At 60.9% G+C, this 12,872-nt stretch carries 12 protein-coding genes; 3 read left to right on the top strand and 9 right to left on the bottom strand.

Going from position 1 to position 12,872, the window contains the following annotated elements; translation table 11 throughout:
- Positions 1–22: 22 nt before the first annotated feature.
- From M0D66_RS08410 to M0D66_RS08370, 9 genes are all read right to left on the bottom strand, one after another.
- Positions 23–1,321 (bottom strand): L-fuconate dehydratase, encoded by a 1,299-nt coding sequence (locus M0D66_RS08410; RefSeq protein WP_093633190.1) that lies wholly within the window; start codon positions 1,319–1,321, stop codon positions 23–25.
- Positions 1,322–1,492: 171 nt separating this feature from the next.
- A complete protein-coding gene (locus M0D66_RS08405) occupies positions 1,493–2,434 on the bottom strand; it encodes an ABC transporter substrate-binding protein (RefSeq protein WP_200621635.1) in 942 nt (313 codons plus the stop codon).
- A gap of 110 nt (positions 2,435–2,544) precedes the next feature.
- Entirely contained in the window at positions 2,545–3,570 is a 1,026-nt protein-coding gene (locus M0D66_RS08400; protein ID WP_093633192.1) for an ABC transporter permease, read from the bottom strand.
- 24 nt (positions 3,571–3,594) lie between these two features.
- Positions 3,595–5,106, bottom strand: coding sequence for a sugar ABC transporter ATP-binding protein (locus M0D66_RS08395; protein WP_266210552.1), 1,512 nt, complete (start codon positions 5,104–5,106; stop codon positions 3,595–3,597).
- 266 nt (positions 5,107–5,372) lie between these two features.
- Positions 5,373–6,338: a LysR family transcriptional regulator gene (locus M0D66_RS08390; protein WP_211702615.1), complete on the bottom strand. Its 966-nt coding sequence runs from the start codon at positions 6,336–6,338 to the stop codon at positions 5,373–5,375.
- A 188-nt stretch (positions 6,339–6,526) separates the two neighbouring features.
- Positions 6,527–7,168 carry a DsbA family oxidoreductase gene (locus M0D66_RS08385; RefSeq protein WP_093633195.1) on the bottom strand — a complete coding sequence of 214 codons (642 nt, stop codon included), beginning with the start codon at positions 7,166–7,168 and terminating at the stop codon, positions 6,527–6,529.
- A gap of 143 nt (positions 7,169–7,311) precedes the next feature.
- Positions 7,312–7,794, bottom strand: a complete 483-nt coding sequence (locus M0D66_RS08380) for a cupin domain-containing protein (protein ID WP_200621637.1) — start codon at positions 7,792–7,794, stop codon at positions 7,312–7,314.
- Positions 7,795–7,842: 48 nt separating this feature from the next.
- Positions 7,843–9,012, bottom strand: a complete 1,170-nt coding sequence (gene ampC, locus M0D66_RS08375) for a class C beta-lactamase (protein WP_266210551.1) — start codon at positions 9,010–9,012, stop codon at positions 7,843–7,845.
- Between the two features lie 263 nt (positions 9,013–9,275).
- Positions 9,276–9,785, bottom strand: coding sequence for a DUF1993 family protein (locus M0D66_RS08370; protein ID WP_266210550.1), 510 nt, complete (start codon positions 9,783–9,785; stop codon positions 9,276–9,278).
- A 119-nt stretch (positions 9,786–9,904) separates the two neighbouring features.
- Here M0D66_RS08370 and M0D66_RS08365 point away from each other — a divergent pair, with 119 nt between their 5' ends.
- The 3 genes from M0D66_RS08365 (at position 9,905) to M0D66_RS08355 (ending at position 12,839) form a co-directional block, all read left to right on the top strand.
- On the top strand, positions 9,905–10,816 hold the full coding sequence (locus M0D66_RS08365; RefSeq protein WP_266210549.1) for a sterol desaturase family protein: 912 nt from the start codon (positions 9,905–9,907) through the stop codon (positions 10,814–10,816).
- A gap of 160 nt (positions 10,817–10,976) precedes the next feature.
- Entirely contained in the window at positions 10,977–12,266 is a 1,290-nt protein-coding gene (locus M0D66_RS08360) for an FAD-binding oxidoreductase (RefSeq protein ID WP_266210548.1), read from the top strand.
- Positions 12,267–12,281: 15 nt separating this feature from the next.
- On the top strand, positions 12,282–12,839 hold the full coding sequence (locus M0D66_RS08355; RefSeq protein ID WP_200654128.1) for a helix-turn-helix domain-containing protein: 558 nt from the start codon (positions 12,282–12,284) through the stop codon (positions 12,837–12,839).
- The last annotated feature ends 33 nt before the right edge of the window (positions 12,840–12,872 follow it).

The raw sequence follows: 12,872 nt of genomic DNA, 5'->3' as shown, positions 1-12,872 counted from the left end.
AGAGGGGCCCGCGCGTGCCGCTTCAAACCCGCCAGGCCGGCCCCTCGGGAAAGTCATACTCATCGAGCGACGCCGCATGCATTTCGATGCTGTAGCCGGCTCGTTGCGGCGGCATATAACGGCCGTTTCGAATCACGACAGGGTCAACAAAATGCTCATGCAAATGATCCACGTATTCGAGCACCCGGTTGTCCAGCGACGCCGACACGCAGATATAGTCGAACAGCGAAATATGCTGGACGTACTCGCACAAACCGACCCCGCCCGCATGCGGACACACGGGCACACCGAATTTCGCCGCCATCAGCAGGACGATGATCACCTCGTTCAGACCGCCCAGGCGGCAGCTATCGACCTGACAGAAGTCGATGGCCTGCGCCTGCAGCAACTGCTTGAACATCACCCGGTTATGGCAGTGCTCGCCCGTCGCGACACCGATAGGCCGAATCCGCTCGCGGATAGCGGCGTGGCCGAGAATGTCATCGGGACTCGTGGGTTCCTCAATCCACCAGGGATCGAATTCCGCCAGGCGCCGCATGTTCGCGACCGCTTCGTCGACATCCCACACCTGGTTCGCGTCCATCATCAGCTTCAGGTTTTCGCCGATTTCTTCGCGCAGGATGCGGGCACGGCGCATATCTTCTTCAAGATTGCCGCCCACCTTCTGCTTGAAGTGCGTCCAGCCCTGCGCGACGCCTTCACGTGCGAGCCGGCGAATCTTGTCGTCGTCGTAACCGAGCCAGCCGGCCGATGTCGTGTAGGCCGGATAGCCGTGCGCCAGCATTTCCGTTTCGCGCTCGCCTCTTGTCTTTGCATGACGGTGCAGCATGGCGATGGCTTCCTGCGGCGTGATCGCATCGGTCACATAGCGGAAGTCGAGGCATCGCACGAGTTCTTCGGGACTCATGTCGACGAGCAGTTTCCACACCGGCTTGCCTTCCGCTTTGGCCCACAGGTCCCAGGCCGCATTCACCACAGCCGCGGTCGCCAGATGAATCGCGCCCTTGTCCGGACCGATCCAGCGCAACTGGCTGTCCGACGTCAGCGTGCGCCAGAAGGCGCCCATGTTCGCAGCGATATCCTCGAGCTTTGTGCCGATGACCAGCGGGGCAAGCGCCTTTACCGCACTCACGCAGATCTCGTTGCCGCGGCCGATGGTGAAGGTAAGGCCATGGCCTGTGAGACCCGTCGGCGAATCGGTTTCGAGCGTCACATAGGTGGCGGAGTAATCCGGTGCGGCGTTCATCGCATCGGAGCCGTCGAGTGAACGGGAGGTCGGGAACCGAATGTCCCGGACGGACAGCTTGGTGATCGTGGGCATCTGAACCCCTCCTCTGCGACAGCTATCGTCTTCTGCTTATAAGCAAAGAGGCCGTACGTGCACGCCCCACCTCTTTGCAGCCACCTTCGTTCCAAGCGGACACTTGGCAGCACGAGAAAAGAAAAGGGAGCGCCATGCCCCCTCCTCTCTCTTCGCGTCAGGTAGTGCCGGTCAATCGTAGAGCACAGCCGCGATCTTCGGATCGCTCATATTGCTCTTGTCGTACCAGTAGAAGCCCGTGTCGACTTTCTTGGGCAGCTTCTCGCCCTTCAACGCCTTCACCGCTGAGTCGACAACGCATTTGCCGATGCCGACCGGGTTCTGCGTAATGGCGCCGGCCATCAAGCCCGAATTGATGTCGTCCTTCTGCTCCTTACCGGAGTCATAGCCGATCAGCACGAGCTTCTTGCCTGATTCCTTGATCCCGATCGCAGCACCTTCCGCCGACCCTTCATTCGCCCCGAAAATGCCCTTGAGATTGGGGTTGGCCTGGATCATCGTCTTGGCGATTTCCGCCGACTTCAGGTGGTCGCCGCCGCCATACTGGACTGAGACGATCTTGATGTTCGGGTGCTTCGTTTTCATCTCATTCAGGAAGCCGTCGCGGCGATCGATGCCGGTGCGGCTGGTCTGGTCATGCACCACCAGACCCACCTCCCCGGCATTGCCGATCGCCTCGGCCATCTTGTCAGCGGCGAGTGCCGCCGCGGCAAGATTGTCGGTCGCGCACGTGGTCAACGGAATGTCGCTGTCGACGCCCGAGTCGAAGGCGATCACAGGTATTTTGGCGGCCTGCGCCCGCTTCAACAGGGGAATGGCTGCCTTGCTATCGAGCGCGGCGATGCCGAGCGCCTGGGGCTTCTTGGCGAGCGCGGCAGACAGCATGTCGATCTGCTTATCGACCATGGCCTCGGTTTCCGGACCCTCGAAGGTGATCCTGACGTTGTGCTCCTTGGCCGACTGTTCCGCGCCGGCTTTGACCGCCTGCCAGAACTGGTGCTGGAAGCCCTTCGAGATCAGCGGGATGTAGGTGTCTTGCGCGAACGTCACACTCGTTCCGCCAATGAGCGCGCCAACGCCGACCACGACACCGACTAGTTTTCTTTTCAACATGGGGTTCTCCTCCTAAGTTGGCCATCAACCTTCAGCCGTGCGGGGAGCCTTGGGCGCTCCCTTTTCTTGATCCTGATTCTTGATCCTGTTTCGCGTAGCGTCCACCTTCGTCAGCTTTTCTTGCGCCGCAAAATGTCGGCGTAAACGGCGAGAATGATGATGAGGCCGGTCACCACGATCTGCCATTCCTGTGCGACGGACATGATGCGCAGGCCGTTGGTCAGCACGCTCATGATGAACGCGCCGATGATCGTGCCCAGAATCGTGCCCGAACCACCGCTGAGCGACGTCCCGCCGATGACCACGGCGGCGATCGCTTCGAGTTCGTAACCTTGGCCTAGCGCCGGCTGCGCCGAATTCAGCCGCGAGGCGATCAGCAGCCCAGCGATGCCGCAAATGGCCCCAGCGAGGCCGTAAATGGCGATCTTCCACCGGTCGACATTCACGCCCGAAAGACGCACCGCTTCTTCATTGCTGCCGAGCGCAAACGTGTAGCGGCCAAGCGCCGTGCGATTGAGCGTGATCGAACTCACCACCGCAAGGAAAAACAGGATCAGGACCGCATTCGGAACCGGCAGGCTCGGCAGGAACGAGCCGATCAGCGAATCCTGGGAAATCATGTAGAAGTTTTCGGTGTCGGTGAAATAGATCGGCTTGTCGGCCGAGACGACGAGCGAAAGGCCTTTCAGCAGCAGCATCATGCCCAAGGTGGCTATGAACGGCGGTATTTTCATCTTCGCCGTGAGGGTGCCCGAAATGGTCCCGCAGATTGCGCCCGTCCCGATCGCAGCCAGGACGCCGGTCCACATCGGCAAATGCCAATAGGTCAGAAACACGCCGCAAATCACCGCCGTGAAGGTCATCAAGGTGCCCACGGACAAATCGATGCCGCCGGTGATGATGACGAACGTACAGGCAATCGCCAGCACGCCGTTGACGGCCGTTGCCTGCAGAATGCCGAGCATGTTGTCCATCTGCATGAACGCAGGGGACGCGAAGCTGAAAAAGACCAGCAACAGGATCAGGCTCCCGAAGGCGAGCAGCTTTTGCAGAGCAGTCGGCGTGAAGACGCGGGCTCTGAGGCCGGACAACCGTCCCTCGTTAGCGAGCGTCGAAGTATCCGATGGCTGTGTCATAAACTGGATCTCTCCTCTTCGGGCTCACGCCGCTTTTAAGGTTTCGCGCTGCGTCGCCAGTTGCATGATGCGCTCCTGCGTCGCCTCCGTGGCTGAAAGTTCGCCGGTAATGCGGCCCTCGCACATCACGACGATGCGGTCGCTCATGCGCAAAATCTCCGGCAGTTCCGACGAGATCATTACGATCGCCTTGCCTTCTCCGGCGAGCGAGCGCAGGAGTTTGTAAATTTCGCTCTTGGCGCCGACGTCGATGCCGCGCGTCGGCTCGTCGAAGAACAGCACGTCGCAGTCGCGTTCCAGCCATTTCGCAACGACGATTTTCTGCTGATTGCCGCCTGAGAGAAGCCGCACCTCCTGCGTCGCGGAGGGCGTACGAATAGCGAGCAGATTGATGAAATGGGTGGCTGTCCGGCGGATTTCAGTGCGGCGCAAGAAAAAGTTGAACGACAGGAATTTGCGCAGGTTGGACATGACGATGTTCGATTCGACGTTCATGCCGGTCGCGAGACCGAAGCGCTTGCGGTCTTCCGAGAGATAACCGATGCCACGCGCCACCGCATCGCTCGGATTCCTGATCGTCGCCTTCACACCTTTCACGATGATTTCACCTGATTCGATCGGGTCGGCGCCGAACACCGCTCGGGCGACCTCGGTGCGGCCGGCGCCCATCAAGCCGGCAAAACCCAATATCTCGCCTTTGCGCAGTGTGAAGCTGACGTCTCTGACAAGCGGGCCGGCGTTCAGATTGTGGACTTCGAGCGCGACCTCGCCTGTGCCTGTCACGTTCACAGAAGGCGCGACGTCGGTCAAGGTGCGCCCGACCATCATGCCGATGATCGCGTCGACGCTGGTGTCTTTCGCGGTGACGGTGGCCACATATTCCCCGTCACGCAACACGGTGACGCGGTCGGCGATCTGCTTCAGCTCGTCCATCTTGTGGGAGATATAGACGATGCCCACGCCCCGGCTCTTCAACTCGCGAATGATGCGAAATAGCTCGGCGATCTCGGCGTCGTTGAGCGCCGAGGTCGGCTCGTCCATGATCAGGACACGTGAGTCGAAGGACAAGGCCTTGGCGATCTCGACCATCTGCTGCTTCGCGACGGTAAGCGTGCTGACCACCGCGCGCGGGTCGATATTCACATGCATGCGGGCAAGAATGTCGCGCGCCTGCGCATTGAGCTTGTCTTCGTCGAGGAACAGACCGAGGCGCCCACGCGGCTCGCGGCCGATGAACATATTCTGGGCGACGGTCAGGTGATTCATCAGCTGGAGTTCCTGATGAATGATGCCGATGCCGAGAGCCTGCGCCTCGCGCGGACTCGAGAACTCGACCGGCTGACCGTCATAGAGAATGTCGCCCGTATCCCGGGTGTAGACGCCGGCGAGGATTTTCATCAGCGTCGACTTGCCGGCGCCGTTCTCGCCCATCAGCGCGTGGACTTCGCCCGCCATGAGTTCGAACTGGACTTCGTGAAGCGCCCGCACGCCGGGAAAGCGCTTGTTGAGCCTTGTAACGGAAATGAGCGGGATCATGGCGCGGATTGGACGGCAATTCCGCGACCGCCGCTGGCCTCAATGCGGGGAGCGGGTCGAGAAAGCGCGGGAAGCCGCTGCGCCGGGCATTGCCGGGTATCGCGGCTGAAATCGTAACGAGAAGCCAGACACATTGCTGGGCCACCCAAACTGATGTGCCACGATTTTACGACGCTGAATGGCAACGGCTCAAGCGTAGGCATTCCCTAGTGTCGTGCGCACTGGTATCTCACGCCCGGTTCCCACTATGTGGTTTGCCGCTCGTTTCAGGCCGGTTCAGCGGTCTCCACGCCACGCAGACTCTGCTGCACGGGCGGCTGCTCATGGCTTACATGCCGCGCTGTTTCGAACAGTTCCGCGAGCCAGTTGACGAAGGTAAGTACGCGAGGCGGAGCGCGGCGATGACGCAGATACGCGACCGATACCGGCAGCGCCGCGGGCCTGTGATGCGGCAGCACTTCACGCAGCCGCCCGGAGTCAAGATAGGGCTGGGCCAACGCCCGTGGCGGCTGGATCAGTCCAAGTCCGCGCAGGCCGCATTCGAGGAACGCGTGCTCGTCGCTCACCTGCACAAAGCCCCCAAGCGACACGTTGACCGTGTCGCCTTCGACCTGAAAATCGAAATCCGCCGCACGCCCTGTTTGCGCGCACGTGTGGTTCACCGCGGCGTGACCGCTTAGCTCCTCGAACCGTTGCGGCGTGCCGTACCGTGCGAGATAAAGCGGGCTCGCGCAGGTCACACGCTCGAGCGCGCCCAGTCGGCGAGCGGCGAAGCCCGCATCCGGTGGCTTGCCAGTCAGAATGCAGCAATCGATCGCTTCGCCGGCCAGTTCGACCTGGCGGTTGCTGACGCCGAAGGTGAGCAGGATGTGCTCGAAGCGCGCGTGAAAATCGTCGAGGGCCGGAAACACGATCGCGTTCGCAACGACCGCCGGCATCTCAACGCGCAGCCGCCCGCGTGGCCGGTCGTCGGGATGCCGCAGGCTCGCCTCGATGTCGTCGATGTCGGCGAGAATCTGCACGCAACGCTCGTAATAGGCGGCCCCCTCGGCAGTCAGACTGAGCCGGCGCGTGGTGCGCACGAGCAACTGGATGCCGAGCATGGCCTCGAGGTTCTGCACGAGGGTTGTCGCGCTGGCGCGCGGAATCCCGAGCGACTGCGCGGCGCGGGTAAAACTGTTGGCGTCGACGATGCGTACGAAGGTCTGCATCGCCATGATGCGATCCATCACGAGCGTCTCTCCTATGGATGTCGAGGCGCTATGGAACACGTCACCAGCCTCGTCCTTGTAGAGCACACTAATGCCGTGCATCGAACGGTGTGAGTGACAAGTGTGGCGGGATTCGGTGTGCAGGCAATGAACCCGGTTACGACCCGTTGCGCGCAACGGGTCGCCGGCGCGATTGCCGATTTGCAGCCCTACGCTTCGGCGAGAATCTGCTGGATGACTTGCTCGAAGGTTTCCACGGGTTGTCCGCCGCTGACCAGATAGCGACCGTTGAAGATGATCGCCGGCACGGACTGGATGCCCTTCGCCTGGTATTCCCGTTCTTCCGCGCGGACGTCGTCGGCATAGATTCCGCTGCGCAGCACCTCAGCTGCTTGCGCGGCGTCGAGCCCCACGGACTGGGCTGCTTCAACCAGGACTTCGTGATTGCTCGGGTCTTTACCCTCGGCGTGATAGGCCCGCAGCAGCGCCAGTTTGAGCGGCAACTGCTTGCCTTCGATACCGGCCCAATGCAGCAGGCGGTGCGCATCGAAGGTGTTATAGACGTGCTCACGCGGGCCGAAAGTAAAACCAACGCTCGCCCCGCGCTCGCGGATCATGGCCTGGGTTTCCGCGATCTGCTCCGGGGTGCGTCCGTATTTCTTGCCGAGATAGTCGACAATGGCCTCGCCGTCCGGCCCCATGTCCGGATTCAGCTCGAAGGGATGCACGGTGACTTGAGCGTCGACCGTATCGCTCAAGCGCGATAGTGCAAGCTCGAGTGACGACAGGCCGATGGCACACCACGGGCATGCGATATCGGAGACAAAATCGATTGTTAGCTGTTGTTTCATTGCTTTCCTGACTGAAATAACCTGAGGCGCGGCCGCTTCGGTGCGACGCAAAAACGGCCCACAGGGTAGCCTAGCGTGAATCGCTGATTTCTGCAGGACCGCACTCCGGATGTACGCCGTAGCGTTCATCCACGGCGTGAACCTCAGTCCGGCATTCCGTTGTGGTCCCCGAGCGGCCTCGTGGGCCAGTCCACCCAGCGGTCCGCGCGGGTCTGTTCGTACGCTTCGTTGACCGGATAACGAATGCGGTTGTCGTCGCGCGGACGCTCACCGATCACCATCAGCCTGACTTCGTCCTTCGTATTGTTGATGAAGGTGTGGCAGATGCCCGTGCCTGACGGAAACGCGACGGAATCGCCTTCAGCAATCGAATGAAGCACGCCGTCGATCCAGACATCGGGCTTGCCTTCGAGCACGTATACAAACTCCTGCTCGGTACTTTCGGCGTGCGGGTATGACGTGCGCCGGCCGGGTAAAAGCCTCACGTGATGGATGCCAATGCGCGTGATGCCGAGTGCGGCGGAAAGCGGCGCATCAAGCGCCATTTTTTCGGTATCGCCGCGATAGGAATGCGCATCCGGTTCTTCCAGCTCAGTCCAATGCTTGATGAAATCGGGTCGGCTCATCGGGTGTTCTCCTTTGGGGACTACGGTCGATGATAACGGCTTACACACTCATTGTTCGTCGTTGGCCAGCGACGTGAGAATCCGGTATGCGGCGCTCACCCGTTCATCAATGGGGAAGTTCTTGTTCGCGAGAATGACGATCCCCAGCCGCTTTTGCGGAATGAATGCGACGTACGCGCCGAAGCCGTTGGTCGAGCCGGTTTTGTTGATCCAGACATCTTCACGAGGGGGCTGCGGTGGAACGATTTCAGTGACCGGCGTTGCGTTGAAAATCATCGCCGACGAGTTTCCGTCCAGAAGCGTCTGCAATGTGACGGGATACGGATACTGCTCCCATATCAGGTCCTGGGTCATTCCCCCTGCCTTGAAGTATCCGGAATGCGTGTCCGTGATCGCGCGCTGGAGCTTCGGGTCCAACTGGATCAGATTCATGTTGGCTTCCACGAAGCGAACCATGTCGGCAGCCGTGGTCTTCACACCGTAGGCTTCGGCGGACAGCACCCCGGGCGCCATTCTGATCGGCGCACCTGCTTTCGTGTAGCCCTGAGCATAGTCGCTCAATTTCCCGGCGGGAACGTTGATGTAGCTGCGCTTCATATCAAGCGCGGGAAACAGACGATTTTCCATCAGCGCGCTGAAATCCTGCCCCATGCTCTTCGCCGTTATCAGGCCGAGCGCGCCGATGCCGGGATTGGCATACGTCCGATGGGTTCCCGGCGCATAGGTGGGCTGCCACTGCTTGAAATACTGCATCAACTGATCGTCGTTGCGGATGCTGTCCGGCACCTGCAGCGGGAGCCCGCCGGGCGTGTGCGTGCCCAAGTTGAGAAGACTGACCTTGCCGAACTCACTATTGCGCAGAGACGGGAGGTATTTGCTCGTCTCATCCGACAGGGATAGATAACCGCTCACCTGCGCATAGGAGGCAAGCGTCGCCGTCAAGGTCTTGCTGACAGAACCCAGTTCGAACAAGGTGTCGGGGGTAACCGGCGTTCTGGTCTTCGTCGACGCCAGGCCATAGTTGAATACGTAATGCCTGTCACCGTCGATGATGCCAACAGCCATGCCGGGAATACCATCGTTCGCCATGACTGGTTGTATGGCGTGGTCGACCGTACGTTTGATTCTGTTTTGCTGATCGTCGGCCGCATGGCCTACGGTTGTGACAGCACACGCGAAGAAGGTTGCTGCGATGAGGCTTATGGTTCTCAGATTCATGTCCCTGATCGATCGGTTTTGCGTAGGTGGGTGACGGGCGTTGAAAAGGGTCTGCCGGGGAAGAAGTATGCGTGCTCACAGACTCATCGACTATCGACGATATCTTGTCCGTAGCGAAAGAAAATCTTTCGCGTGGCACGCGATATCCCTCCACGGCTTACCCGTCATTCACCGCCTACGCATAAAACCAAACGATCGAGCAAGGGCATGCGGGCCGGACAGCAAGTGCACATGAAATGACCGCCCTGCCCCTGCTCCAAAGATCAGTACGATCCCATGTAGTCGCGCTTGCCGATTTCAACACCGTTGTGGCGCAGAATCGCGTAGGCCGTCGTGACGTGGAAGAAAAACTGGGGCAGACCGTAGTTCTGCAAATAGGCGCTGCCGACCAGCTTCTTCTCTTTCGGCGTCCCCGGGCGCAGAACGATTTCCTTGTTCTCGCTACCCTCGAACTGGGCGGCGTCGAGCGTACCGAGGTGGGCCAACGCTTTGGCGATCAGCGCTTGCAGGTCGACAAACGTCACTTCAGTGTCGGGCCACGACGGCACTTCTACGCCGGCCAGGCGCGAACTGACGCCCTTGCTGAAATCCGCGGCGATCTGCACCTGGCGCACCAGGGGAAACATGTCCGGGAACAGGCGCGCCTGCAGCAGCGCGTTCGGCTCGATGTTCTTTTCGGTGACATGCGCTTCGGCTTTCTTCAGCACCTCGGACAATGCAGTCAGCATTTGCTTGAAGACGGGGACGGATGCGCTGTAGATGGAACTGGTCATGATCACTCTTTCGGTCGATGTTGGATGCCGGCGCGGAAGATGCCGCGCCGGCCGGTTGAATAGGCGGGGGGAAGGTTACCACCAAGCCGCGTAGAATCACGCACAGGGATGGTCCGGTCATGGCTGCGTTGCTCACGATACTCAAATTCGCTATCGTCCTCGTCCTCGCCTCTTCACTGGTCGAGGCGCTAGTGCTTTCAGTCCGCCACGGCTGGCGCGGCTACGACTGGCGGGCGGCCAGTGTCTCGGTGGTCGACTATCTCGTTCGTGAGTATCCGTTGCGCTGGTTGCTGCCGCTCGTATTCTGGAGCGACGCCATGAACTGGTTCTGGCGGCACAGGCTCTGGACGCTGCCGATGAACCATTGGAGCGCCTGGCTGGCGTGCTTCGTCGGTCAGGAGTTTTGCTACTACTGGTACCACCGGGCCGCCCACCGCACACGCTGGTTCTGGTGCACCCACGCTATTCACCATTCACCCAATCAACTCAACCTGTCCGCCGCATACCGTTTCGGCTGGACTGGCCGTCTTACGGGTTCCTTGCTGTTCTTCATGCTTGCGCCGCTTGTCGGCATGCCGCCGCAGATTGTGATGGTGCTGCTTTCGCTCAACTTGCTTTACCAGTTCTGGCTGCACGCAACATGGATTCCCCGCCTCGGACCGCTGGAATGGATTCTGAACACGCCTTCAGCACACCGCGTGCATCACGCGTCCAACATCGAATACCTCGATGGAAACTATGGCGGCGTGCTGATCGTGTTCGATCGGCTGTTTGGGACCTACATCGCGGAACGGCGCGACGTACCGTGTCGCTACGGTCTGGTCCGGCCGATGACGACCTACAACCTGCTGACCATCGAGTTCGATCATTGGCGCGCGCTGTGGCGCGACCTGCTGGCCGCGCGCTCCATCGGCGAGGCGTGGGGCTATGTCGCCAAGCCACCGGGCTGGCGGCCCGATAACACCGGGGAAACGACCGAAGATCTAAGACGCCGTGCGGATCCGCACGCCTTCGGGGCGGAACAACAATAGCAGTCTCGCATTGCCGGAACTCGGCCTGATGCCCGGTGTACGTTTCCCCTCAGGTTGATCGATGAAAAGAACATCGGCATTTTGACGCGCGCTTGCGTTCGTGAAAAATGAATGGTATTTTTTCATGAAATTTACCGATTAATTTTTCACGAGAGCCAACATGTTCGACCAGTCAGCCGAGCACGTCGCGAGCTACTACGCACGCACCTATCCTGCCCCGATCCCTCTGCGGCCGGCGCTGGAAGAGCGTCTCGACACGGAAGTGCTGATCATCGGCGCGGGTTTCAGTGGCTTGCACACAGCGCTGCGTCTGGCCCTCGCGGGCAAGCGTGTCACGGTGCTCGAAGCCAGCCGGGTGGCCTGGGCAGCGTCAGGGCGCAACGGCGGCCAGGCCCTGCTCGGTTGGTCTTGCGACATGCCTCCGCTGGAAGCAGCGCTAGGTCTGGAACGTGCCCGCCAACTGTGGGACAGCATGCGTTGGGCCGCCGCGGAGATACGGGAGCTGCCGGCGCGGCATGGCTTCGATGCCGACTACCATGCGGGAAGTCTGTGGGCGGCGGTGCTGCCGCGCCGCACCGCGCTCCTCGAGCAGGCTCAACGGGAAGCCGAGGAAAAGTGGGGCTACGACAAGATGCGCTTCATCCCTCGCAAGGAAATGCCTCAATGGATTGCAAGCGAACGCTACCAGGCGGCACTCTACGATCCCGAGGCGGCCCATCTGAATCCGCTGAAACTGGCCCAGGGCCTGGCCGCGGCGATCGAACAGGCCGGTGGACGCATCTTCGAGCAGAGCCAGGTCCTGGACTACCGCGAGACGCAGGGCGGCTATGTCGCGCGCACCGATAAAGGCGAGGTGCGGGCGGACGTGCTGGTACTCGCCTGCAACGCCTATATCGACCGCCTCGACCGCAAACTTTCCAGGCGCATGCTGCCTGTTGGCACCTATCAGGTGGCCACGTCGCCGCTGCAGCCGGAGGCGGCCCGCTCGCTACTGCCACGCAATAGCTGCGTGATCGACAACCAGTTCGTCCCCGACTACTTCCGCTTAAGTCCTGACAACCGCCTGCTATTCGGCGGCGGCTGCACGTACGCGGGCGGTATTCCAAAGGATATTGCGGCGGCTACCCGGCCTTATCTGGAGCGCGCATTCCCGCAACTGCGCGGAGTGGAATTCGAGTTTGCGTGGGGCGGGCATATCGACATCAGCATGAAACGCACACCGGATATCGGCCGACAAGGTGAGCGCTACTGGTTGCAAGGTTTTTCGGGGCACGGCGTGCTGCCCACGCTCGCCGCCGGCCGGGCGGTCGCCGACGCTATCCTCGGTGACGACGACCTGCTCGACCTGTACCGGGCCATCGACAATCCGCCTTTTCCCGGCGGTACGCTACTGGCTGCGCCGCTGGAGGTCATTGGCAAGACCTGGTATCGTCTGCGCGACAGAGTCTGAGAGAAGAGGCAGAAGATGAACAAGCAGGAAGAAATTGAAGGTCTCGCGATACTGATTCGGGACCTGCGCAAGCATAAGAAGGTGACGTTGGGCGCGCTGGCGGAAAAGATCGGCCGCTCAGTGGGTTTCCTTTCCCAGATCGAGCGCGGCCTCTCGCGTCCGACCGTGGGCGATCTGACCGCCATCGGCGAGGCGCTCGGCGTACCCACCACCTATTTTTATAGCCTGAGCAAGCCGCGTGCGCTGCCTTGGGTGACCCGGCCGGATGAACGCCGCACGCTGTATTACGCCGAAGGCGTGACCGACGTGCTCGTGTCGCCGAACATGTCAGCGGGTTTTTCGATGCTGGAAAGCCACCTGGCGCCGGGCGCCAGCAGCGGCGACAAACCGTTGAATGACAGCGACGAGCAAGGTGGCTTCGTCCTCGAAGGCGAGTTAACCATCTGGCTGGACGACGAAGCGCAACCCGCGACACTCCGCCCTAACGATGGCTTCCAGGTGCCCGCGCACGCGCGGTTTCGCTACGCCAATCTTTCCGACGAACCTACGCGAGTACTTTGGGTGTTCACCTAGGGTTCAGGCAGTACGTGACGCAGCAGCGAACGC

Origin of the sequence: Paraburkholderia sp. SECH2, from assembly GCF_030464795.1 — a bacterium.
In the GTDB taxonomy this organism is placed as follows: domain Bacteria; phylum Pseudomonadota; class Gammaproteobacteria; order Burkholderiales; family Burkholderiaceae; genus Paraburkholderia; species Paraburkholderia aspalathi.
Note: the sequence above shows the minus strand (reverse complement) of the source record. Positions and strands in the feature narration are given on the sequence as shown.